Raw genomic sequence first — 22,660 nt, 5'->3', positions numbered from 1 at the left:
CAGGGCCGGGCCCCTGGCCACACCCCTCGGTACGAGTCGTACGCGCGGGATCCTTGGCAGGAGTCGTACGGACGCGACGTGCCCGGGTACGACTCGTACGGATACGACGCCCTGCCGTACGACCCGTACGGGCGAGTCCCCCGGCAGGAACCGTACGCACGCGAGACCGATCGCCGGAATGCCGACCTCGTCGCCCTCCGCTCGGCCTACCGCGTGCTGCGCCGGGTCTCCACGCTGACCGCGCTCGGCTCCTTCGTGCTGTACGTGCTGCTGTCCTGCTTCGCGCCGGACCTGATGGGATCCGCCATCGCCGGTGAGGTGAGCCTGGGCATGGCGCTCGGCGTCTTCCAGCTCGTCGTCACCTTCGCGGCGATCCTCTGGTACGGGCGCAGCGCACGACGCTCGGTGGACCCGCTGGCACGGCTCGTCAGGGAACGGGCGGCCGCGTCGACCCGGAACGCCGGGGTGGCACGATGACCGACTTCGGCTCCGGGACGCAGGCCACCGTCCTGATCCTGTTCACCGTCCTGGTCACCCTCACCCTTCTCATGTGCGTGATGGCCGGGCCGGACCGCGACGACCTGACGAACTTCTACACCGGCTACCTCTCGCTCACGCCGCTCAGGAACGGCCTGGCGATCGCCGGTGACTACATCTCCGCGGCCACGGTGCTGAGCACCACCGGCATCGTCGCGCTCGCCGGATACGACGGCTATGTCCTGGCGGTCAGCACGGCCATGTCGCTGGTGCTGCTGATGTTCCTGCTGGCCGAACCCCTGCGCAACGCCGGCAAGTTCACCATGGGCGACGTCCTGGCCCGCAACATGCCCGGGCGTGCCGTCCGTATCGCCTCCTGCGTGGTGACCCTGGCGGCGACCCTCCCCTTCCTCGTCGTCCAGCTCTCCGGGGCCGGATCGCTGCTCACCTTCATCCTGGGCATCCCGCACTCGGCGGGCGCCAGGACGACATGCATCGTCCTCGTCGGCAGCCTGATGATCATTTATGCGGCGATCGGCGGCATGCGCGGCACCGCCCTCATCCAGATGATCAAGATCGTGCTCCTGCTGGGCACCAGTCTCGTCGTCGCCGCCCTGGTACTGAACCGCTTCGACTGGAACCCCGGCGACGTCCTCCGGGCCGCCCAGCACGGCAGCGGCGCCGGCTCCGCCTACCTCCGGCAGGGCCTGCAACTGGGCACCTCCGCCGGTGACCGGCTGGACTTCGCCAGTCTCCAGATCACCGTGATCCTCGGCGCGGCCTGCCTGCCGCACATCACGATGCGTCTGTACTCCGCCCGCGACGTACCCGCCGTGCGCCGCTCCATGTCCTGGGCGGTCGGCACGGTCACGACCTTCTGCCTGATCGTGATCATCCTGGGTACCGGTGCGGCGGCCCTGGTGGGATCCCGCTACATCACCGCGGCCGACCCGCACGGCAGGACGTCGGTGCTCATACTGTCCCGGATGCTCGGCGGCGGCCCCGGCTCCGCGGGCTCGACGATCCTCTACGCGGCCGTAGCCGGCACGGTGTTCATCACCCTGCTGTCCTCGGTCGCGGGGATGACCCTGGCCGCGGCCTCGTCGCTCGCCCACGACCTGTTCACCCACGCGGCGCGGCGGGGACAGGCGGCGCCGCGTACGGAGATGACGGTGGCCGCCTGGGCGAGCGTGGTCGTGGGAGCCGTTGCCATCGCGCTCTCCACCCTGGTCCAGAACTGGGACGTCGGCGTGCTGACGACACTGGCGATCTGCATCGGGGCGTCGGCCGTGGCCCCCGCGTTGACCTACTCCCTCTTCTGGCGCGGATTCACACGTACCGGCCTGCTCGCGAGCCTCTACGCAGGCGCGGCCGGCGCGCTCGTGCTGATGGTCTTCTCCAAGGCCGTTTCGGGCACGCCGGCCTCGGTCTTCCCGAACGCGGACTTCGGCTGGTTCCCCATGCAGTCCACCGGCCTGGTCTCCATCCCGGTCGGCTATCTGGCGGGCTGGCTGGGCAGCCGAATGGACCACCGACGCAACGCTGCCGAAAGCCAGGAGAACCGGCTGCTGTACGAGGAGAGCGAGGCACGGCTGCTCGCCGCGGCGGAGTGATCAGGAGGCGGCGGGCGCCAGCCCTCCGCCGCCCGTGGCGATGCCGCCCCGTGGCTCGGGTGCGGCGAACGGGGCCCTGTCCGGCCGGCACGTTGCTCCGGCCGGCGGGAGGGTGCCGTCGACGAGGTAGCGGCTCTCGTACGCGTCGACACAGTCGCTGGGGTTGAGCATGGCGGTGTGTCCGTACCCGTCGTTGGTGAGAAGGCGGGCGTCGGCCAGGTCCTTGGCCATGGCCTGCGCCGCTCGGTAGGGAGTGGCGGGGTCGTATCTGGTGCCGACCACCAGCACGGGGTGGGCCGTCGGCTTGTTCCACGGGCCGCGATAGCGGTTTGCGGCCACCGCCGGCCAGGTGGCACACGGCTCCGCCGCCCAGGTCCAGAAGCGTCCGGAATCGCCCGCGCCGATGGCGGCGGCTTCCTCCAGAGCGTGGTAGACACCGGGGTCGCGTGGATTGGGGCTGTCGGAGCACAGCACGGCACCACCCTGTTCCTCGCCCAGGTACGGGATCGGTACGGGCGGTGCGGGCAGGGGCGCGGACGGCTTCGGTACGCGCCCCTGCCACAGGTTCTGCAGCCTGTCGGCGAGGTCCGTCCAGCCGGGGTGGACGACGTTGAGGGCGCTCACCATGTCACCGACCGTCCGGCCATAGGTCCACGCGCCCACCGGGTGCGCCCTCAGACGCCGCATCAGCTCGTCGAACTTGGCCCGTGTCGCTTCGGGGCTGCCGGCCGAGAACGCGCAGGCGTCGACGGGGGTCGATCCGCACAGGCTGAGGAACTGGTCCAGGGTTGCCGCCGCGCCGCGGTCCGAACCCATGCGCAGGAACACCGGTAGTTCGGGTTCCTCGTCGGAGGCGTGGTTCGTCCAGGCCTGCGGATCGATGTTGCTGTCGAGAACCATGGCGCGGACCTTGCCGGGAAAGAGTTCGGCATAGGTGGCGCCGAGGAACGTGCCGTAGGAGATGCCCAGATAGGTCAGTTGCGGTTCGCGCACCGCCCGGCGCAGCTGGTCGAGGTCGCGGGCGGTGTCCGCGGTCGACACGTGGCGCAGGAGCTCGGGGTCGTGCTGCCGGCAGCGCCGGGACAGATCCTTGTACGCGGCGATCCAGTCCGCCCGCTGCCGCTCGCCCACGGGGAAGCCGGCGGGCCTGCCCGACATCCACGCCTTGGCTTCCTCGGGACTTGCGAAGCAGTTCACGGCGGTGCTGTTGCCGACTCCGCGTGGATCCCAGCTGACGATGTCGAACCGTGCCCGTATCTCCTGCGGGAAGAGCTGGTAGTTCTGCGGCATCTGCACCGTTCCGGGGCCGCCGGGACCGCCGGGGTTGAAGAACAGGGTGCCGATACGCCGTCCGGGGCCGGTCGCCTTCCGCTTGACGACCGCCAGTTCGATGGTGCGACGACCGGGGTTGCGGTAGTCCAGCGGCACCTTCACGGTTGCGCAGTCGAACTCAGGGCCCCGAGCGCAGGGTTTCCACTCCAACTGCGGGGCAGGCACCGGCGGCGCCGGTCCGTCGGCCGCGCTGACGTTCTGCGCGGTGCCCACGACCGCCAGGCAGCTCACGGCCGTGGCGATGGCAGCGGCACGACGCGCTCGGACAGCTGTGGAGCCGGATATGGCCATGCTCAGTCCTTCAGCTCTGTCCCTCAGCTCCGCCCCCGCGCAGCCAGGCGCCTCACGCCACCAGCGCCTCTTACGCCGGTGCGCGTCCGCTTCAACGACACCGTGGTCGGACACGGCACGCCAGCCCATGACGGCTGAACGGAGCAAGCCTCTTCGGGTGAGAACAGCAGACGAAGAAGCGGCAGCGCTCAGCCCAGGACGAGTGGGAGCTTCGCCGCGAGGTCGCCGAGCGCGGCCTTCTCCGTGTCGGTCGGCGTCCGTCGTCCGGTGCCGATCAGCAGGGCGGCCCTGTCGGAGAACGAGGCGGGAAACGAGCTCCCGGCGATCCTCTCCAGCGAAGCGCGTGCCGAGGCGAGGGTCTCGGCGGGCGGCTCGGCGGACGCGGGCAGATGCGCGATCAGGTCGAGGTGGTGCAGGGTCCACTCGACGACGTACGCGGACAGGTAGTCGGCGACGGTCAGGATCTGGTCGCGGGTGCTGACACGCCGGGCGGGATCGGCGAGTTCGGCGGCGCGGCCCGCGGCGGAGCCGACGTCGTCGAAGTGGTGCTTGAGCCGGCGCGGCTCGCCGTATGCGGCGGCCAGCCGGGGGATCAGCGCGTCGAGCGGGTCCTCACCGGTGGGCGGTTCGACGAGCTGCCAGTAGGTGACCGCGTCCACGGTCGGTTCGGCGTCGGCGGGTGTGACCAGGGTGATCAGCACGTCCTGGGCGCCGATGAGCAGATGACAGACCAGATCCCGCACGAGCCAGCCGCCGCAGCCGGAGGGCTGCTCGAAGTCCTCGTCCGGGATGTCGGCGACCGTCGAGCGCAATGCCGTCCACGAGCGTGAGAAGAGGTCCACCGCGGCACGGTATTTCAGGGCCGGGGTGGTGGACAAGCGGACGCGGGCGGTCGGCTCGACCGTGGTCCTGGATCGGCGAGTGCGTCACGAGATGGCCCGGAGCACGCCCTGGGGCGGGACGCGGAGTTGGTCGATGGCCTCGGCCGTCCCGTCGTCCGCGGGGAGGAAGACGACCAGTTGCTGGCCGTCCTCGGAGAGTTCGAGCGTTTCGCGGAGCAGCCGAAGTTCGCACCCGGAGGGGTGGTTGAGCCGGAGGACTCCGCGGGGCGGAACCACGTGACGATTCAGGCGCTGTGTGAAGTCGGGGCCGGCGACGGGTGCGAGTTCCGCGGTGAACCACTCGGAGTTCTCGACGGACGGTCCGAGCCACAGGTCGAATGCCTGCTCGTCCGCGACGTCACCCCAGTCGGCGAAGAACGTTCTGGCGCGGGGGTTGGTGAAGACGTACCGGGTGAGGTTCGGGGCGGCCGCGTCGAGCAGACCGCTTGCGTCCATCACCAACTCGTAGCCGCTGGTGCGGGCGAGGACGTCGCCCAGCCGGTTGGTCACCATGGCGATGCCCGGTTCGAGGAGGCGGAGTGTCTCCCGGACGGAGGGCCGAACATCGCGGCGCGGTGGTGCCGGTTGGCTGTGCGCGGAACATTCGCCGCCGGTGATCTTCGCGAGATAGCGCAGGTGGTTGCGCTCCGAGGGGTCGAGGCTGAGCGCGTCGGCCAGCGCGTTCACCACCGCCACCGAGGGGTTGCGGTCACGGCCCTGCTCCAGCCGGGTCAGGTATTCCACGCTGATGCCCGCCCGCACGGCCAGATCCGAGCGTCGTAGACCGGGCGACCGGCGACGCCCGTGCTCCGGCAGCCCCAGCGATTCCGGCTGGGTGCTGTCGCGCTTGGCCCGGATGAAGTCCCCCAACGGCGTGCCCATGCCGCGAGCATACGGCGCCGCTCCCTGACAGCGGAGTGCTGAAGGTGGCCCTGCGGGGGCCAGCCTGAGCGCGGTCTGGTTGCGGCCACGGGGGAGGCCTGAACGTGGTGGCCATGGACAACAACAAGCCCAGGCTCGTCGTCATCGTCGGAAGCGTTCGGGAAGGACGGTTCGGCCCGGCCGTTGCCTCGTGGGTCGCCCAACAGGCAGGCGCACATGGTGGTTTCGAAGTGGACGTGGTCGATCTGGCCGAGATCGACATTCCGCTCGCGCTGCCCGCCGCATCCCCGAAGTTCGCCGGCGACGATTACCCCCGCCCCGCCGGAATGGCGGCACTGACATCCGCTCTGGAGAGCGCCGATGCGTTCATCGTGGTCACGCCGGAGTACAACCACAGCTATCCCGCCTCGTTGAAGGCGGCCATCGACTGGCACTTCACCCAGTGGACCGCCAAGCCCGTCGCCTTCGTCAGCTACGGAGGCGCGGCGGGTGGCCGGCACGCCGTGCTGCACCTGGAGAACGTACTGACGGAGCTGCATGCGGTGACGATTCGCGATGGTCTCGCCTTCCCGAACTACTTCACGGCGTGGCAGGACGGCCGCCCGCTCGACCCCGAGGCCCCCGGGTACGCCAAGACGTTGCTCGACCAGCTGGCCTGGTGGGCGAGTGCGCTGCGGTCGGCGCGCAAAGCCGCTCCCTATCCGGCATGAAGTCCTGGGCACGGCCGGCCCTGCCTACGGACGTGACCGGTGATCTTCAGCGGGTCGTTGTCGGCCTTGCAGCCGCATCCGTGTTCGCTCGTGGCCGTGGACCCGCAAGAGCAAGAGGAGCGGCGCCGGCCGAACCATCAGGTGGCCCCGGCCGGCGCAGCCAGAGCGAGGGCGAGGGCGGGAAGCCAGCCCACCACGGCGGAGGCTCCCGCGCCTACGACTCCCGCCGTCATCAGGACGGGCAGCAGACAGCAGGCCAGGCAGGCCAGTCCGGCGAGGCCCGCCAGCGCCTTCGGTGTCCGGTGGACGCGCGGGTCAGCAGCAGGGTCCGGCATGACGGTGCTCCTCGGCGAGGTCGGTGAAGGGGATGGGGCAGCAGGCACTGCCGGCGCACGCGGTCAGGTCGTCGCAGCCCGCCTCGACAGCGGCGACCAGGGCCGCGCGGATCGTGGTCAGGTCCGCGATCTTCGCGTCGACCTCGGCGAGCTTCGCCCTCGCACGCTCCTGCAGACCGGCGACGGGGCGGCCGTGGCGGTGGCGGCCGGTCTCCAGCAACTCGGCGACCTCATCCAGGGTGAAGCCGAGGCGCTGGGCCGCCTTGATCACGCGAAGTGCGGTGACCGCGTCGTCGCCGTACAGCCGGTGACCGCCGGGACTGCGCAGCGGCTCGGCCAGCAGGCCGCGGCGTTCGTAGTAGCGCAGGGTCTGGATGTTCACACCGGCAGCCTCGGCGACCTGACCGCTGCGCAGCCCCTCACTCACGGCTGTTCCCCCGTTCCGGCCAGGGCTCCAGCACGGTTGGCGAGTACGTCCAGGACCAGTGCGTGCGCCTGATCCACCGCGATGTCCAGGCGTACTCGGGAGCCCTCGCCCGCAACGGTGAAGGTGAAGAACGAGCAGCAGCCGCTCTCCCGCTCGGCCAGGTCGCGGACCCGGTCCTGAACAGCGCCGCCACCGGACAGCTCCAGGCGCAGGAGCAACGGTTCAGGCCGGGACACGTCCGTCAGCCGCTCGCTGAACAGCGCATCCCACTCCGCCACCCGCAAGGGCCGTTCCGTCGTCGGCAGAGTGCAGGACTGGGGCACCCATCCCAGGTCGGTCATCGCGCTCACTCCCGTCACGGCGTCCCCGAGCACCGCAGCCCGGGACACCACCGACGGTAAACCTGTACCCAGGTACCCAGGTACCGGATGCAAGCTCCGATCGGCGCCGGGCGAAGCCGGTGCCCGACCTGGCCGGTCGGGTCAGCTGCCGCCGATGCCCACGGCGGTGAGCAGGACGAGAACGAGGGTCACCACGGCGAACAGCCCGTGTGCCAGTACCACCGGCAGTGGGAAGTGCCGCTCGGCGGGGACGGCCGCCTCGGCGCCGTGAGCCGCCGCGGCGGCCGGCGCCGCCCCTGCCGCTGTCCGGTCCTGGTAGACGGGGATCCAGCGGGCCAGCATCACGAAGCCCAGCAGGGCGACCGGCAGCAGCAGACCGAACGCGGTCCAGGCCAGGGCGCTCTTGTCGGCCACGACATAGATGATCCACACCACCAGGCCGACAGCGGCCAGGGCGAAGTGTCCGAAGACGACCGGTGCGGGCATACGGCTGGTGCCGGACTGCTGCTGCCGGATTCCGCCTCGTTGGATCCAGGTGCCGAGCATGTAGGAGCCGCCGGAGGCGGTGGCCACCCAGGCGATCAGTGCGGCGATGTCCATGGGGAACTCCCGAGTGAGGACGAGACCGATGTCAGCCGGACGACGTCGGGCGACGTGGGCCGGGCGCATATCCCTCGGCCTGCGTGCCCTCGTCGGCGACCCGTACGCCGTAGCGGTAGGCGAGCTTGCCGCCCAGAAATCCCGAGACGCCCAGGACTGCCAGGCTGACTGCGGACAGGACGAGCCTGCCGACGCCGACACTCCCGCCGTCGGCGTAGTCGCTGTAGCGCCACAGGAAGTTGACGACGTAGGCGGCGGTCACCAGCAGGTTCAGCGTCATATGGACCAAGGCCGTACGAAAGGCCCTGCTACCGGCGGGAATCGCGAACAGGTCGAGGAACCCGACCATGGCCGCCGGCAGGGCACCGATCACCCCCACCGCGATCAACCACTCCGAGCCCTGGGTCAGGAACCCCGGACGGTGGACGAAACGGGAAGCGATGTCGAAGACCAGACTGGCCACCCACGCACCGATCGGCACCGTCACCAGGATCGGGTGGAACGGGTGGCCGTACGGGCCGGCAAGCGCGGCAGTGACCGGTCGCTTCGCCTGGAGCTGAGACTCAGTGGCCATGGCAACCTCCCACCGGTTTCACCAACAATTCTTGGACTTATTGATGACGGGCGTCAAGGCATGCAGGACAGAAGACCAAAAAGGATAGTTGTGCCCATACAGGCTGGAGTTACCGTGTTCTCGTGACCCCTGACTCGACTCCGCAGGCCGGCGCGGCCAACGCCGCCATAGACTCCGTCAGCGTCCTGAGCGAGGACTCACGGCGGCGCCTGTTCACGTTCATCCGGCGCGCCCGCCGCGCCGTCACCCGCGACGAGGCCGCCGCCAGCGTCGGCATCTCGCGCAAGCTCGCGGCCTTCCATCTCGACAAGCTGGTCGAAGCGGGGCTGCTGCGCGCGCGGTACGGAACTCCGGGCGGGATCCGCAAGGTCGGCAGACAGCCGAAGGTGTACGAACCCACGGACGCCCAGATCAGCGTCAGCATCCCCGAGCGGCGCCATGAACTCCTGGCGGACCTTCTCCTCGAAGCCGTGCTGACCGAGCGTGCGGACGAAAGCGCCGCGCAGGCAGCGGTACGGACCGCCGAGCAGCGAGGCCGGCGGATGGGCGAGGCCGCGCGGGAGGAGACCCGCCCGGGGCGTCTGGGTCCGGAGCGCGGGCTGACCGCGTGCGAGCGCCTGCTGGACGGGTACGGCTACGAGCCCGTTCGTGAAACCCCGACCCACCTCCGACTGCGCAACTGCCCCTTCCACCCGCTGGCCGCCAAGGCCCCCGACCTGGTGTGCGGCATGAACCAGGCCTTCCTCAGCGGCTACCTGAACGGCCTTGAGGTCAACGGAATCCAAGCCGTGCCGGCCCCCGAGCCGGGGGAATGCTGCGTCCGGCTCGGTCCCAGCAGCGCTGACGATGACCAGACAGCCGAGGAGTGCTGACTCCCGCGACTGCGGTGTGGGGTGCATGCTGCGGCACAGCCATGACACCTGTTCACCGTGACCTGCGGCCCATCACCCGCAGTGCGACCATCCTGTGCACCGCTGCATCATGACGGTCAGGGGCAGTCGTATGTGAGCTGGGTGGCAACCGTGCGGTGGGTGGGGGAGAGGATGCGCAGTTCGGCCTGTGCCTGGTAGTCGCCCTTGCCCTGGAAGGTCCACAGGAGGTGCAGTCGTGCGCGCTTCTGGCCTCGGGTCACCGTTTCGCGCAGGACGTCCGAGGTGGTGCCGTCGCTGCGGATCCAGCGGTAGGAGAGCTTGCCCGGTCGGCCGTTCGTGGTGACGACGCCGACGATGTCCGCGGTGTCGTCGCACCCGACAGCCGTCGGCCGGGCTGTGACCGCCACCGTGCGCACCTGTACCGACGGACCGAGGCGCTGCCAGAGCAGGAACGCGATGACGCAGATCAGTACCAGCGTCGGCAGGGCGTGTCGGCGTAGGCGGCGATGCCGGGGCGGCGTCGCGGTCTGTGGCACGGCGGGCAGCGTGCTGTGCGTGCGATGGGCGACGGCGGCCGTCACTCCCGGGCCGAAGCGCAGCACGGTGCCTTCGACACGGTCCGGTCGCGTCGCTGCGGTCGGCGCCACCATCTTCGTGACGGTCGGCGCGATCTTCGTGGCGGCGGGCTCGATCTTCGTGGCGGTGGGCTCCACGAGGGTGTCGGTGTTCTCGGTGAGGGCCTTGGTGTCGTCGTGCTCGGGCCGCTGGATCCACTGGCTGCCGAGCACGGTGGCGCTGTACTCGGCGTCCGCCGGGCCGGGTTCGTCGGCCGGGGGGCGTTCCCCGGTGGCGGGGAGGCGGACGGTCGGGGCGTGCTCGTCGCCGGAGCCGAGCACACGCGTGGGCTCGCTGTCCCCGGCCGGCGCGGGGGTGCTGTCGTCGTGCGTGGTCATCGGAGCTCACACTGCCTGGTCAGTAGCTGCTGAGAGGCGCCGCCGTCGGCGGCGGCCGGGGTCGTCGTGGCCTGTACCGCCCAGTAGCAACCCGTGGTCTGGAAGGTGTGGTCGACGGGGATCGTGTAGTGGGTGGCGCCGTTGCGCTGGAAGGTCTGGGACCCGCCGTCCGGGGTGCCGAGCACGCCTGCGACATTGCTCGTGAACCACGAGACGGTGAGGGAGACCGGCCCGGTGCCGTCCGTGGTGATGTCGATCGTCGCCGTGGCGGTGGACGGACCCGTCTGCCGGAAGGCCGACACGGCGACGTCCTTGACGGCGGGAGCGGTCGGCGGGGCGGGGGAACTGCTCGTCGGCGTCGGGTCGGTGGTCGACCCGCCGGTCGTCCCGCCGGTCGTCGTCGCCTCGGACGGAGCCGTGGTGGCGGACGCCGAGGGGTCGTCGGTGCCGGGGGTTCCCGAGGTCTCCGCGCCCGAGGGCGACGAACTGGAGGATGCGGTGGGCGTCGGGGACACGGACGGGTCGGCCGACGAAGTCGGTTCGGTGGGCCCGGGCGTTGTCATGCCGGGCTGGGCGCTGGTGGTGGCCAGGGCCTGTGCGGCCTGCTGTGGAGCCGGTGCCGGGGTGTGCTGGACGCCGTAGGCCAGGACGATGCCCAGGAGCAGGGCCGCGGCGGTCACCAGCATCCCGGGCCGGCCGGGGAGCCACGACCCGATCCGGCCGTGGCCCGTCTCCTGGCCCAGGACCGTGCGTGCGATGTCCGTGGTGGTTTGCGGGGCGTGGCGCGCGGAGGGCAGCAGCAGCGGCAGCAGTGCCACCAGCGCGGCGAGCCGGCCGCGGCCGCGTTCCTCCCAGTCCGGCCCGTAGGCGGCGCCGGCGGCCGCCTCCAGGTCCGAGACGAACGCCTCGGCGTGGGTGGGCCGTTCCTCCGGGTCCTTGGCCAGTCCGCGCCGCACCAGTTCCCGCACCCCCTCGGGGACCTCGTCCGTGGGGATGGGCGCGTCCACGTGCCGCAGCGCGAGCTCGGCGAGGTTGTCACCCGCGTACGGCTTGTGGCCCGTCAGGCACTCGAAGAACGTGGCCGTGGCCGCGTACACATCGGCGGTGGGCGAGGCGGGGGCGCCGGTCCACTGCTCCGGAGCCATGTAGGAGGGGGTGCCCGCGATGCCGACGCTCGTGCCGGTGTCCACGGCGATCCCGAAGTCGACGAGCTTGGACGATCCGTCCGTCACGACCAGGACGTTCTCGGGCTTGTAGTCGCGGTGCACGACGCCGACGCGGTGCGCGTCGGCCAGGCCGAGCAGCGAGCCCTTGAGGACGACGAGCGCGGCCTCGGGCTCCAGCGGACCCTCCCTGGTCAGCAGGGTCCGCAACGAGACTCCGTCCACCAGCTCCATCACGATGGCGGCGCCGTCCGGGCTCTCGACGTATTCATACAGTTCGGCGACGTACGGGCTTTCCAGTCCGCCGAGCAGTCGCGCCTCAGCCCTGAACTCGTGCACGAAGCCCGGTCGGGTGCGCAGTGAGTCGCTGAGGTACTTCACCGCGACCGGAACGCCGGTCTCCTCGTGCACGGCCAGTACGACCCGTCCGCTCGCCCCCGATCCGAGCTCCAGCGACTCGGTGTATCCGGGCACTCCCCATGCGTTCATTCGGTCCCCCCGATCCGCCGTGCCACCGGAATCCCATTGGATCCAAAGCTTCGGGCACGCGTTGAGAGACATATTTTCGGCCACCAGGGTTGCGATGTGGTGCCGGGGCCGTCACGGCTTCGCCATTGCGGACGGTGGGGACGCGAAAGGTCGCCTGGCCCCGCTGTGTGCACAGAGCGGCGTGACTTGCTGAACGGCGCATGGCATCGCGAGCGTCCGTGCCGTCGCTCGGGAGGGTGTGGCGTTCTCCGCTTCCGCGGACCGCCGCGAAGGCCAGCTGACCTTGAACATCGCTGCCCAGAGGGGGTGTTGGGGGTGGAGACCCGGCCCCCTCGGCGTGCACAGGGCATCCTCGGACTTCCGTCTGTTTCCCCGTGCGGCGGTAACCCGTCGTTCACGGAGACGACGCCATGCAACGGCTTCCTGAGGGGCGAAGTTATATAGACAACTTTGCCCACCGGCGTGCCGTCGCGGCGGTGCCCGCGGCGGAGAGGACCCAACACCGTGCCACCTCTCTCACAGGCCGTCGCCGGTCCCGCCCGGTGGTCAGGCTGCCTGGGACGGGATGCTCAGCGGCCGGGAGTCGAGGACGTCATCGCCGTACAGGTCCTCCACCCAGGCGGTCTGGTAGACGGTCTCCAGATACCGCTCACCCAGATCCGGCGCGATGGCCACCGCGGTCAGCTCCCGTTCGTCCCGACGAGCCAGCCAGTCCATCGCGCCGCTGACCACGGTGCCGGTGGAACCCCCGAACAGAAACCCACGCCCGGCCAGCCGGTGACAGGCCCGAATGGTGTCGGCCTCCGCCACCCGCACCACATCGTCGACATACGACTCGTCCAGCAACGGCGGGCGCCTGCTGGTGCCCAGGCCGGGAATCATCCGCCGGCCAGGTGCGCCGCCGAAGGTCACCGAGCCGATGGCGTCGACGGCCACGATACGCACCGGCCGGTGCCACTCGCGGAAATAACGTGCGCAGCCCATCAGGGTTCCGGTGGTTCCGGCCCCGACGAACAGCACATCCAGGTCCGGGAACTGCCGGGCGATGGCCGGGGCTGTCCTTCGGTAGTGGGCCCTGCCGTTGCTGGGGTTGGCGTACTGGTTGAGCCACACATACCGGTCGTCGGAATCGCACAGTGCGTGGACGTGTCGGATGCGTGCGCCGAGCAGGCCGCCGACCGGGTCGGGCTCGGTGATGATGTGGACCTGGCCGCCCAGGGCCTCCATCATCATCCGGGTCGCCAGGTTGCAGCGGGAGTCGGTCACGCACACGAACCGGTATCCCTTGTTGGCCGCGATCATGCTCAGAGCCACGCCCAGATTGCCCGATGACGACTCCACCAGAATCGAGTCCGGCGTCAGCCGGCCGTCGCGTTCGGCGGCCTCGACCATTTCGGTGGCGGCCTTCAGTTTGATCGAGCCCGCGAAATTGAATCCCTCGCATTTGAGGAACAAGGGGTGCTCGAATATTCCCTCCAGGTCGACGTAGAGGTCGTCCTGGTTGAAGGCCTGGGGGGCGGATATGACAGGCATGCTCGTCTCCTCGATCGGGGAGGCCTTCCGGCCGCTGATCCGTCTCGGTGTCGCGGGGGAGAGGAATTCGGCGGCGAGTTTCGACTCGCCGGAACGTCTCCAGTACGCCAATTCGGAGCGGCCGTGTCATGCCACCGAAATTCGGGGCTTGACATGCGCCCCGTGTGCGCATAGGCGGCGCCACTGGGCGGGGAATGGCGAGCGGTCGATTATCAAGACCGGCGTTCGGTGTCAAGACCCGAAATTCAGGGACGGGACAGGAATTACCCGCTCGGGCCTACTGGAGAGGCGGGCGTCACGAATCCGTACGCACCGACCGACACACACCGAATCGTCTTCGAGGAGCAATCGTGGTGGATATGACTGCGGGCGTATGTGCGGCCGCGCCAAGTGACGTCTCGACCGGCATGCCGACCGTCATGGAGAGGCTTCTGGCCGAGGTGCTGGCCGGCGTCGTACGAGTCGAGCAGGTGCAGGCGCACAGTCACTTCTTCAACGACCTGGGTGCCGATTCCATGGTGATGGCGCAGTTCTGCGCGCGGGTACGGAAGCGGGAGGATCTGCCGACGGTGTCGATGAAGGACATCTACCGGTACCCCACCATCCGGAGCCTGGCCGTCGCGCTCTCCGACGCCGTGCCCACTTCCACTTCCGTCCCGTCCCAGTCGCCGCCCGCGGAGGCGTCGGCACCAGAGGCGTCGGCACCGGTGCGTCCGTCGGCCGACGCGGGGACTGCGGCCGCCACCCGGCGATACCTCGTCTGCGGAATGTTGCAGTTCCTGGTCTTCCTGGCCTATTCCTGCCTTGCCGCCTTCGCTGTCGCCGAAAGCTACGACTGGATCTCCGCAGGCTCGGGCCTGCTCGACCTCTACCTGCGGTCGGTCCTGTTCGCGGCCGCGGGCTTTCTCGGCCTGTGCACCTTCCCGATCGTGGCGAAGTGGACACTCGTCGGCCGCTGGCGATGCGGCGCGTTCCCCCTGTGGGGCATGGCCTATCTGCGCTTCTGGATCGTCAAGACCCTGATCCGCACCAGCCCCATGCGCCTGTTCGTCGGTTCACCGCTCTATGTGCTCTACCTCAGGGCGCTGGGCGCGCGGATCGGCAGAGGCGTCACGATCCTCACGCGCACGCCCCCGGTCTGCACTGATCTGCTCACCGTCGGGGATGGCACGGTCATCCGCAAGGACGTGCTGCTGTCCTGCTACCGCGCCCACGGCGGCCTGATCCAGACCGGCCGGGTCACGCTCGGCAGCAATGTGCTCGTCAGCGAGCACACGGTCCTCGACATCGACACCTCGATGGGCGACGACTCCCAGCTGGGCCACGCCTCCTCGCTGCACGCCGGCCAGGCCGTTCCCGCCGGCAAGCGCCGGCACGGCTCGCCGGCACAGCCGACCGACGTGGACTACCGGACCGTCGGCTCCGCCGACCGCCCCACCCGCAAGAGGACCGCATACGGCGCTGCGCAGTTGCTGAGCCTGCTGCTGGTGTGGCTGCCGCTGACGATGGGTGGCGCAAGCGCCCTGCTGTCCGGCGTCCCGCAGCTGCACGCATTCCTGGAGCCCCGGCCGGTGGGCAGCGCGGCGTTCTATGTCGAAGCGCTGACCGCGTCCCTGGTGGTCTTCCTCGGCTCCCTCCTCGTCGGCCTCCTCGTCGTGGGTACCGTGCCGCGCGTCCTCAACCGGGCCATCGAGCCCGGCAAGGTCTATCCGCTGTACGGCTTCCACTACGGCATCCAGCGGGCGATCGCGCTGATGACCAACAGGAAGTTCTTCTCCGCGCTCTTCGGCGACAGCTCCGCCATCGTGCACTACCTGCGCTACCTCGGATACGACCTGTCGCGCATCGAGCAGACCGGGTCGAACTTCGGCACCGAAATGCAGCACGACAACCCCTACCTGAGTTCGGTCGGCACCGGCACCATGATCGCCGACGGACTGTCCCTCATGAACACCGAGTTCTCCAGCACGTCCTTCCGCGTGTCCCGCACGTCGATCGGCCCCCGGAACTTCCTCGGGAACCGCATCGCCTACCCCTCTCAGGGCAAGACCGGCGACAACTGCCTGCTGGCCACGAAGGTCATGGTCCCGATCGACGGTCCGGTGCGTGAGGGCGTGGGCCTGCTGGGCTCACCCAGCTTCGAGATCCCGCGCACAGTGATGCGCGACAACAGGTTCAACCACCTGGAGACCGGCGACGAACTGCGCCGCCGCCTGGCCGCCAAGAACAGGCACAATGCCGCAACCGCCGGCCTCTACCTCTCGGCGCGGTTCCTCCACCTCTTCGTGGTCACCCTCATCACCATGGGCGCGGCCGGCCTCTTTCCCTCGCTCGGCGCACCGGCGATCGCCTTGGCCGGCGTCCTCACGCTCACGTTCACCGTCGTCTACTTCGCACTGATCGAACGGGCCTCCACCGGCTTCAAGACGCAGAAGCCGCTGTACTGCTCGATCTACGAGCCCCCCTTCTGGCACCACGAACGCTTCTGGAAGTTGGCCTCGGTCGACTACATCCAGGTGTTCGACGGCACCCCCTTCAAGAGCATGATCTGGCGGCTCCTGGGGGCCCGGATCGGCAAACGGGTCTTCGACGACGGCTGCTTCTTCCCGGAGCGCACCCTCGTCACCATCGGCGACGACACCACGCTGAACGCCGGGACCGTGGTCCAGTGCCACTCGCAGGAGGACGGCGCCTTCAAGTCCGACCGCAGCATCCTCGGCAGCGGCTGCACCCTCGGGGTCGGTGCCTTCGTCCACTACGGCGTGACGATCGGTGACGGTGCCGTGCTCGCCCCTGACTCCTTCCTCATGAAGGGCGAGGAAGTCTCCCCGCACGCCCGGTGGGCCGGCAATCCGGCCCGGGAGATGCCCGGCCCGGAGACCCGCCTCGAAGGCGGCCCGGACACCCGCCTCGAAAGCCACCCGGAGACCGCCCCCGCCCTTGCCGCCCGAGCTCACGGCAACCGATCCCGCGACACCAGCACCAGCAACTAGCAGAGGAAACGACCCGATGGCAACGCATCCGAACCACACGCGAACCGGCCTGGAGTACTGGCGCGGCGTGCTGACAGCCGGCGGATTCACCGCCGCGCCACGCTGGACCCTCCACCCGGCACCCGGCGTGGGCCAGTACGAGGCACATGCCCCCGACGGCACCGTGGCCCGGCTTCGCCGGCTGGCGGACGAACTGGCGGTACCGATCGATGCGCTTGTGCTGGCGGCGCACGCCAAGGTCCTCGCGGCACTGTCCGCGGAGCGCGAGATCACCACCGGGTACGTCACCGAGAACGGCCGCCTACTGCCGTGCCGGCTCACCACCGCGCCCGCCTCTTGGTGGGAACTCGTGCACACCAGCCATCGGACGGTCGCCGAACTGCGGGCGCACCAGACCGTTCCGGCCGGGGACTTCGACCGGCTCCAGCGCGAACTCGGCCTGACCGGGCCGGTGTTCGAGACCGTCCTCGATCTCACCGCGGTCGACGGGGACCTCACCGAGGACACCGCGCTGCGCGTGGGCATCCGGCACCAGGGCGGTCGGCTCGTGCTGCGGCTGCGTTACCGCACCGACATGCTCGACGCCGCAAGCGCCGCCCGTATCGCCGGCTATCACCTGACCGCGCTCGCGCTGATGACCGCCGACCCCGATGCCGAACACGCTCGCCAGAGCCTGCTGTCCGCCGCGGAGAAGCGCTTCCAGCTGGAGCAACTCGCCGGTCCCGAAAGAGAGTTGCCGAACGCGAGGGTGCATGAGCTGTTCGAGGAGCGGGTGCGGATGCATCCGGATGCCCTCGCCGCCGTGCATGCCGGCCGGCAATGGACCTATGCGGAGCTCAACGCCCGGGCAAACCGGGTGGCCCGCGCCCTTGCCGCCCGCGGGTCGGCCCGCGAGAGCGTCGTCGCGGTGGTGACCGAACGCAATCTGGACTGGCTGGTTGCGGTCCTCGCGGTCTTCAAGTCCGGAGGTGCCTACCTGCCCATCGAGCCGCACTTCCCGGCCGAACGCATCGCTGCCATGCTCTCCCGCGCCGACTGCACCCTGGCGCTGACCGAACCCGGCAGCACCACCACCCTCGACCGGGCACTCGACTCGCTGCCCGGAGTCGAGAGGCTCTTCGTCGAGGCGGCGTACGAAGAAGACCACCCGGACGACGACCTCGGCATCCGCGTCACGCCCGGCCAACTGGCCTACATCTACTTCACCTCCGGCTCCACCGGTGAGCCGAAAGGCGCCATGTGCGAACACGCCGGCCTGCTCAACCACCTCTACGCCAAGATCGACGACCTTGAGATCGGTGAAGGACAGGTGGTCGCCCAGACCGCTCCGCGGTGCTTCGACATCTCCCTGTGGCAACTGCTCTGCGCCCTCCTGACCGGTGGGCGAACCCTGCTGGTCGAACAGGACGCCATCCTCGACGTCCCCCGATTCCTCGACACCGTCACCGAGGGCGGGGCCACCGTCGTGCAGGTCGTGCCCTCCTACCTCGAAGCCGTCCTGACCGAGCTCGAACAGCGTCCCCGCGCGCTGCCCGACCTGCGGTACGTGTCGGTCACCGGGGAGGCGCTGAAGAAGGAGCTCGCCGAGCGCTGGTTCACCGCCCAGCCCCGGATCGGGCTGGTCAACGCCTACGGGCTCACCGAGACCTCGGACGACACCAACCACGAGGTCATGCACCGGGCGCCGGAACGCATCCTGCTCGGCCGTGCGGTCAACAACGTGCACATCTACGTCGTCGACGAACACCTCGCACCGGTTCCGCTCGGTGCCCCGGGCCTGATCGCGTTCTCCGGAGTGTGCGTCGGCCGCGGCTACATCAACGATCCCGAACGCACCCGAGCGGCCTATCTCGACGATCCGCACCGGGCAGGCACACGCCTCCATCTCGGCGGCGACTACGGCCGCTGGCATCCTTCGGGCAAGCTGGAGTTCCTCGGCCGGCGTGACGCGCAGGTCAAGATCCGCGGGTTCCGGATCGAGATCGGCGAGATCGAGAACGCCCTGCTGCGCCTCCCCGGTGTCCGCGACGGCGCGGTGGTGGTCACCGAGCGCGCCGATCGCAGCAAGCACCTGGTCGCCTTCTACTCCGCGCAGAACCCCGTCGACGCCGGGAGCCTCGCCGACCGGCTGGGTGCCTCGCTGCCCGCCTACATGGTCCCGGCCGCCTTCCACTGGTGCGAAAGCCTGCCGCTGACCGCCAACAGCAAGATCGACAAGAAGGTGCTGACGGTGCTGGCCACCGAACACGCCGGCAGCGAGGACGATCACGAGCCCCCGGCCACACCGACCGAGCAGCGGCTGGCGGCCGCCTGGGGCCATGTCCTCGGCGTGCCGCAGGACCGCATCGGACGCCGCGACCACTTCTTCGACCGTGGCGGCAACTCCCTCTCGGCGGTGAAGCTCGCCATAGCCCTGGACCGCACCGTGTCCCTCAAGGACGTCATGGCACACCCGGTCCTCACCGACCTCGCCGCCCTGGTCGACCAGCGCCCCGAGCGCCATGTGCCCGAACCCATGACCTCTTGCCGAATCGCATCGAGCTGAACCACAGCGAGCCGAACCACATCGAAAGGAAAGCCACCATGTCCTACGCGACTCCGGTGTCCCTCCTCAAGGTGGACCTGAACCCCGCCAAGCCCCCGATCCTGCACGTGGACACCCCCGGTGATGCCCCGGCGTGGGCCGCCGGCCACCGTCACGCCCTGCGCACCCTGGTCACCGAACACGGCGCGGTCCTCGTCCGTGGCCTGCACCTGCGCGACGCGAACCAGGCCGGCGCCGTCCTGCGCCGTCTGGCCCCGGCCCTGATGACCGACAGGGAATCCTTTGCGCCCCGCAGGACGTACGCCCCGGGTGTGTACTCCTCCTCGGCCTGGCCACCGGCCCAGCCGATGTGCATGCACCACGAACTCAGCTACACGCTCCGACCACCTGGCCTGATGCTGTTCGCCTGTCTGACCGCACCCGCCACCGGAGGAGCCACCGCCATCGCCGATGCCTGCGCCGTCCTGGAGGCGCTGCCGAACGAACTGGTCGAGCGCTTCGAGCAGGAGGGCTGGCTGCTCTCCCGCACCTACAACGACGAGATCGGCGCCCCCTACAGCGAGTCCTTCGGCACCGATGACCGCCGAGCCGTCGAGGACTACTGCCGCACCGCCGGCATCGCATTCGCCTGGCAACCCGACGGCACTCTGCGCACCCGACAGCGCCGCACCGCCGTGACGGTCCACCCGGTCACCGGCCGCCGCTGCTGGTTCAACCAGATCGCCTTCCTCAACGAATGGACGATCGAACCCGAGATCCGCGACTACCTCGTCGACGTCCACGGCGCCGACTCGCTGCCCTTCAACACCCGCTTCGGAGGCGGCGACCCCATCGGTCCGGACATCGTCCAGCTCCTCAACGACACCTACACCGCCCACACCGCCCGCGCGCCGTGGCGGCCCGGTGACCTCATGCTCGTCGACAATGTGCGCACGGCGCACAGCAGGGAGGCATACCAAGGACCACGTGAAGTACTCGTCGCCATGGCCGAGCCGCTCGCGCCGGCCCCGTGCGCGCCGCCCGCCGAGATGAGCAGCCGATGACCAACGCCCCTTCCACGGCAATGGAGCCCGCCATGTCCCAGCCGTACACCGTGCCGTCGTTCGCAGTGATCGCCGGCGCACAGGTCCAGCACGCGCTGCAGGGCCGGGAAGCCCAGATCGTGGACCTCATCGAGGCCACCTATCTGCTGCATGCCGCCGGAGAGTCGGTCAACCCGCCGTCCTACTTCCTGCGGTTCCCCGACCGCCCCACCTCCCGGATCATCGCGCTGCCCGCCTCGATCGGCGGGCAGGACCGGGTGGACGGCCTCAAATGGATCTCCAGCTTCCCCGACAACGTCCAGGCGGGCATCCCCAGGGCCTCCGCCGTCCTGATCCTCAACGATCACGACACCGGCTATCCCTTCGCCTGCCTGGAAAGCTCCATCATCAGCGCCACCAGAACCGCCGCATCCGCGGCACTGGCCGCCGACCACCTCACCCGCAACCGGCAACGGCCCACGCGTATCGGGTTCTTCGGCACGGGTCTGATCGCCCGCTACATCCACACCTTCCTGACCGCCGTGGGCTGGTCCTTCGACGAGACCGGCGTCCATGACCTGTCCAAGCAGAGCGCCGCGGGCTTCAGCGACTACCTTCGACAGACCGGCAGCGCCGGACGGATCACCGTGCACGACGACCCCGAGGAACTCATCCGCTCCAGCGACCTCGTCGTGTTCGCCACCGTCGCGGGCGAACCGCACATCAGCGATCCGGCCTGGTTCGACCACAACCCGCTGGTTCTGCATGTGTCCCTGCGTGACCTGGCGCCCCGGATCATCCTCGCCTCGACCAACATCGTCGACGACGTCGACCACTGCCTCAAGGCCGACACCTCCCCGCACCTGGCCGAACAACTCACCGGCAACCGCGACTTCCTGCACGGCACACTCGCCGACGTCATGACCGGACGAGTGACGCCCCCCACCGACCGGCCTCTGGTGTTCTCGCCGTTCGGCCTCGGCGTACTCGACCTCGCTGTCGGCAAATACGTGTACGACGAGACGGCGCGCTCCGGACAACTCCATGTCGTCGAGGACTTCTTCCACGACCTGCGCCGGCACGGGTGAAGGCTTCCGCCGCCGCCGTGACCTAGGAGCGCAGGAACCACTGCTGGTTGGTGCCGCCGTGACAGGTCCAGATGACCAGCTGGGTCCCGTCCGTCGTGGACGAGCCCGGAACGTCGAGGCACTTGCCGGACTGCTCCGAGATCAGTCGGCCCCCGGCGCCCTGAGTCCAGCGCTGGTTCGAACCGCCGGTGCAGGTCCACAGCTCCACCGGAGTGCCGTCGGCGGTGTTGCCACCGGTCACGTCCAGGCAGGCACCGCCCAGCCGCAGGGTGCTGTCGGGCGCGGCGGTCCAGTACTGGGCGGCGCTGGAATTGCACGTCCACAGGTCGGCCTTGGTGCCGTTGGCCCCCGAACCGCCGTAGGCGTCCGAACACTTGCCGGACAACCCGGAGGACAGGTAGCCGGACAGGCCGCCGGGTTGGTGGCGGATGAGCGCCGCGACGAGGGCGTGTCCCGGGAAGTCGGTCATGACGACGCCGGTGCGGGCGGAATAGCCTCCGCCGAGGAAGTCCAGAGTGCGTTGGTCCAGCCCGGTGCCACCGCCGTAGCCGCCGGCCATGTCGGCCGGAGTCGCCCCGGCCGGCGCACAGTTGGCCGAGGTGTACGACACGTACATCGCGCCCGACGGATCGGACGCCGCCTCGGTCAGGTTGTCCCTGACCCCGTTCCACTTGGCGCCGAGATCGCACTGGCTCCAGTCGTCGGTGATGTAGTGGCCCCAGTCGCCGCTCGTCAGCTGGGTGAGCCCGTAGCCGGAGTAGATCTGCCCGCGGGGCCCGGTGAACCGGGTCAGCACGATGCGGCCGCGTGCCTGGTCGAGGGTGGGCATGGCGGCGGTGGAGGTACCGGTGACCGTCGGCGCGTAGAACAGCCCGGGATAGCGGGCCAGGTAGTCCCCGAAGATGCGCATGCGGTCCGCGGCGGTGGTGTCGGACGGGTCGTCGGCGCAGTGCCCGATCGACGTGCTGCCACTGCCGCCCTCGGTGGTGTCTGCATCGCATTCACCGTGCAGGTTCAAGAGGACCGTTTCGGTGGGGTGCGCGGCGAGGAAGTCGCGAGCCTTGGACAGTACGTCGTCGAAGTTGGCGTTCTGGTAGACGTTGGTGTGGTGGACGGCGAACGCACCGCCCACGACCCGTACCCGGATGTCGATCGCCCGGATGCCCGCGTTGAGTTGTGCGGTGAGGGTCGCGGCGCTGTCGCCGTGGTTCTCCTGGGTCTCGTACGCCGACGGGTAGAGCCAACCGCCGTGAATGGCCAGGGTGTCGTGGGTGCCGGGGATCGACAGGCTGCCCAGACCCAGTCCGCCGTTCACTCCGCCCATCCAGTCCGGATGGCTCTGCGAGGTCAGGCTGTTGAAGGCGTCCGTGGAAGCGGACGGCTGCGCCGCGGCCGAGCCGGGAGTCAGCACGCCGAACGCGGCGCCCGTCAGGACGAGGGCAGCGGCGAGGGCGGCCCGGCGTAGAAGCCGTGCGGGTCTCGTTGACCGGAACATGTCAGCAATATAGGACCGGATTCTCGAACAGGTCCAGACCAGGG

The 22,660-nt window shown here is 69.7% G+C and carries 20 protein-coding genes; 8 read left to right on the top strand and 12 right to left on the bottom strand.

What is annotated here, in order from left to right; genetic code table 11:
- Positions 1-78 precede the first annotated feature (78 nt).
- Complete coding sequence (locus tag ACFY1J_RS26160; protein WP_390732053.1) at positions 79-477, top strand: DUF485 domain-containing protein; 399 nt, start codon at positions 79-81, stop codon at positions 475-477.
- Positions 474-2,090 carry a cation acetate symporter gene (locus tag ACFY1J_RS26155; RefSeq protein ID WP_390732052.1) on the top strand — a complete coding sequence of 539 codons (1,617 nt, stop codon included), beginning with the start codon at positions 474-476 and terminating at the stop codon, positions 2,088-2,090. Before ACFY1J_RS26160 ends, ACFY1J_RS26155 begins: the two co-directional genes overlap by 4 nt.
- Here the strand turns inward: ACFY1J_RS26155 and ACFY1J_RS26150 are convergent, their stop codons facing one another.
- From ACFY1J_RS26150 to ACFY1J_RS26140, 3 genes are all read right to left on the bottom strand, one after another.
- Positions 2,091-3,524 carry an alpha/beta hydrolase gene (locus ACFY1J_RS26150; RefSeq protein ID WP_390732051.1) on the bottom strand — a complete coding sequence of 478 codons (1,434 nt, stop codon included), beginning with the start codon at positions 3,522-3,524 and terminating at the stop codon, positions 2,091-2,093.
- Between the two features lie 377 nt (positions 3,525-3,901).
- The gene (locus ACFY1J_RS26145; protein ID WP_390709383.1) at positions 3,902-4,555 is read right to left on the bottom strand and encodes a maleylpyruvate isomerase N-terminal domain-containing protein; all 654 of its coding nucleotides are present in this window, start codon (positions 4,553-4,555) and stop codon (positions 3,902-3,904) included.
- Positions 4,556-4,639: 84 nt separating this feature from the next.
- Positions 4,640-5,476, bottom strand: a complete 837-nt coding sequence (locus tag ACFY1J_RS26140; protein WP_390709382.1) for a helix-turn-helix domain-containing protein — start codon at positions 5,474-5,476, stop codon at positions 4,640-4,642.
- Positions 5,477-5,589: 113 nt separating this feature from the next.
- On the opposite strand from ACFY1J_RS26140, the gene ACFY1J_RS26135 reads away from it, so the two are divergent.
- Positions 5,590-6,186, top strand: coding sequence for an NADPH-dependent FMN reductase (locus ACFY1J_RS26135; RefSeq protein ID WP_390709381.1), 597 nt, complete (start codon positions 5,590-5,592; stop codon positions 6,184-6,186).
- A gap of 137 nt (positions 6,187-6,323) precedes the next feature.
- Here ACFY1J_RS26135 and ACFY1J_RS26130 read toward each other — a convergent pair whose 3' ends face one another.
- The 5 genes from ACFY1J_RS26130 to ACFY1J_RS26110 all read right to left on the bottom strand — a co-directional run bounded on the left by ACFY1J_RS26130 (position 6,324) and on the right by ACFY1J_RS26110 (position 8,463).
- Complete coding sequence (locus ACFY1J_RS26130) at positions 6,324-6,521, bottom strand: hypothetical protein (RefSeq protein ID WP_390732050.1); 198 nt, start codon at positions 6,519-6,521, stop codon at positions 6,324-6,326.
- Positions 6,502-6,948 carry a MerR family transcriptional regulator gene (locus tag ACFY1J_RS26125; RefSeq protein ID WP_390709379.1) on the bottom strand — a complete coding sequence of 149 codons (447 nt, stop codon included), beginning with the start codon at positions 6,946-6,948 and terminating at the stop codon, positions 6,502-6,504. Before ACFY1J_RS26125 ends, ACFY1J_RS26130 begins: the two co-directional genes overlap by 20 nt.
- Complete coding sequence (locus ACFY1J_RS26120; RefSeq protein WP_390709378.1) at positions 6,945-7,289, bottom strand: hypothetical protein; 345 nt, start codon at positions 7,287-7,289, stop codon at positions 6,945-6,947. The genes ACFY1J_RS26125 and ACFY1J_RS26120 overlap by 4 nt, the downstream gene beginning before the upstream one ends.
- Positions 7,290-7,430: 141 nt before the next feature.
- The gene (locus ACFY1J_RS26115; RefSeq protein WP_390709377.1) at positions 7,431-7,889 is read right to left on the bottom strand and encodes a hypothetical protein; all 459 of its coding nucleotides are present in this window, start codon (positions 7,887-7,889) and stop codon (positions 7,431-7,433) included.
- A gap of 31 nt (positions 7,890-7,920) precedes the next feature.
- Entirely contained in the window at positions 7,921-8,463 is a 543-nt protein-coding gene (locus ACFY1J_RS26110; protein ID WP_390709376.1) for a DUF2231 domain-containing protein, read from the bottom strand.
- Between the two features lie 122 nt (positions 8,464-8,585).
- Between ACFY1J_RS26110 and ACFY1J_RS26105 the strand changes: the two genes are divergently transcribed.
- Positions 8,586-9,335, top strand: a complete 750-nt coding sequence (locus tag ACFY1J_RS26105) for a helix-turn-helix transcriptional regulator (protein ID WP_390709375.1) — start codon at positions 8,586-8,588, stop codon at positions 9,333-9,335.
- 116 nt (positions 9,336-9,451) lie between these two features.
- Here the strand turns inward: ACFY1J_RS26105 and ACFY1J_RS26100 are convergent, their stop codons facing one another.
- From ACFY1J_RS26100 to sbnA, 3 genes are all read right to left on the bottom strand, one after another.
- Positions 9,452-10,288 (bottom strand): hypothetical protein, encoded by an 837-nt coding sequence (locus ACFY1J_RS26100; RefSeq protein ID WP_390732049.1) that lies wholly within the window; start codon positions 10,286-10,288, stop codon positions 9,452-9,454.
- Positions 10,285-11,940, bottom strand: coding sequence for a protein kinase (locus ACFY1J_RS26095; RefSeq protein WP_390732048.1), 1,656 nt, complete (start codon positions 11,938-11,940; stop codon positions 10,285-10,287). The genes ACFY1J_RS26100 and ACFY1J_RS26095 overlap by 4 nt, the downstream gene beginning before the upstream one ends.
- Positions 11,941-12,486: 546 nt before the next feature.
- Positions 12,487-13,473 (bottom strand): 2,3-diaminopropionate biosynthesis protein SbnA, encoded by a 987-nt coding sequence (sbnA, locus tag ACFY1J_RS26090; RefSeq protein WP_390732047.1) that lies wholly within the window; start codon positions 13,471-13,473, stop codon positions 12,487-12,489.
- A gap of 359 nt (positions 13,474-13,832) precedes the next feature.
- Here sbnA and ACFY1J_RS26085 point away from each other — a divergent pair, with 359 nt between their 5' ends.
- The 4 genes from ACFY1J_RS26085 to sbnB are packed head-to-tail and all read left to right on the top strand — an operon-like array spanning position 13,833 to position 21,121.
- The gene (locus ACFY1J_RS26085; protein WP_390709686.1) at positions 13,833-16,466 is read left to right on the top strand and encodes a Pls/PosA family non-ribosomal peptide synthetase; all 2,634 of its coding nucleotides are present in this window, start codon (positions 13,833-13,835) and stop codon (positions 16,464-16,466) included.
- Between the two features lie 16 nt (positions 16,467-16,482).
- Complete coding sequence (locus ACFY1J_RS26080; RefSeq protein WP_390732046.1) at positions 16,483-19,011, top strand: amino acid adenylation domain-containing protein; 2,529 nt, start codon at positions 16,483-16,485, stop codon at positions 19,009-19,011.
- A gap of 38 nt (positions 19,012-19,049) precedes the next feature.
- Positions 19,050-20,054, top strand: a complete 1,005-nt coding sequence (locus ACFY1J_RS26075) for a TauD/TfdA family dioxygenase (RefSeq protein ID WP_390732045.1) — start codon at positions 19,050-19,052, stop codon at positions 20,052-20,054.
- On the top strand, positions 20,051-21,121 hold the full coding sequence (sbnB, locus tag ACFY1J_RS26070) for a 2,3-diaminopropionate biosynthesis protein SbnB (protein ID WP_390732044.1): 1,071 nt from the start codon (positions 20,051-20,053) through the stop codon (positions 21,119-21,121). Before ACFY1J_RS26075 ends, sbnB begins: the two co-directional genes overlap by 4 nt.
- A gap of 22 nt (positions 21,122-21,143) precedes the next feature.
- Here the strand turns inward: sbnB and ACFY1J_RS26065 are convergent, their stop codons facing one another.
- Positions 21,144-22,616: a phosphatidylinositol-specific phospholipase C domain-containing protein gene (locus tag ACFY1J_RS26065; protein ID WP_390732043.1), complete on the bottom strand. Its 1,473-nt coding sequence runs from the start codon at positions 22,614-22,616 to the stop codon at positions 21,144-21,146.
- Positions 22,617-22,660: the final 44 nt, after the last annotated feature.

The sequence above is a fragment of the Streptomyces sp. NPDC001406 genome (assembly GCF_042895285.1).
Taxonomy (GTDB): domain Bacteria; phylum Actinomycetota; class Actinomycetes; order Streptomycetales; family Streptomycetaceae; genus Streptomyces.
This window is presented reverse-complemented; position numbering and strand designations above follow the sequence as displayed.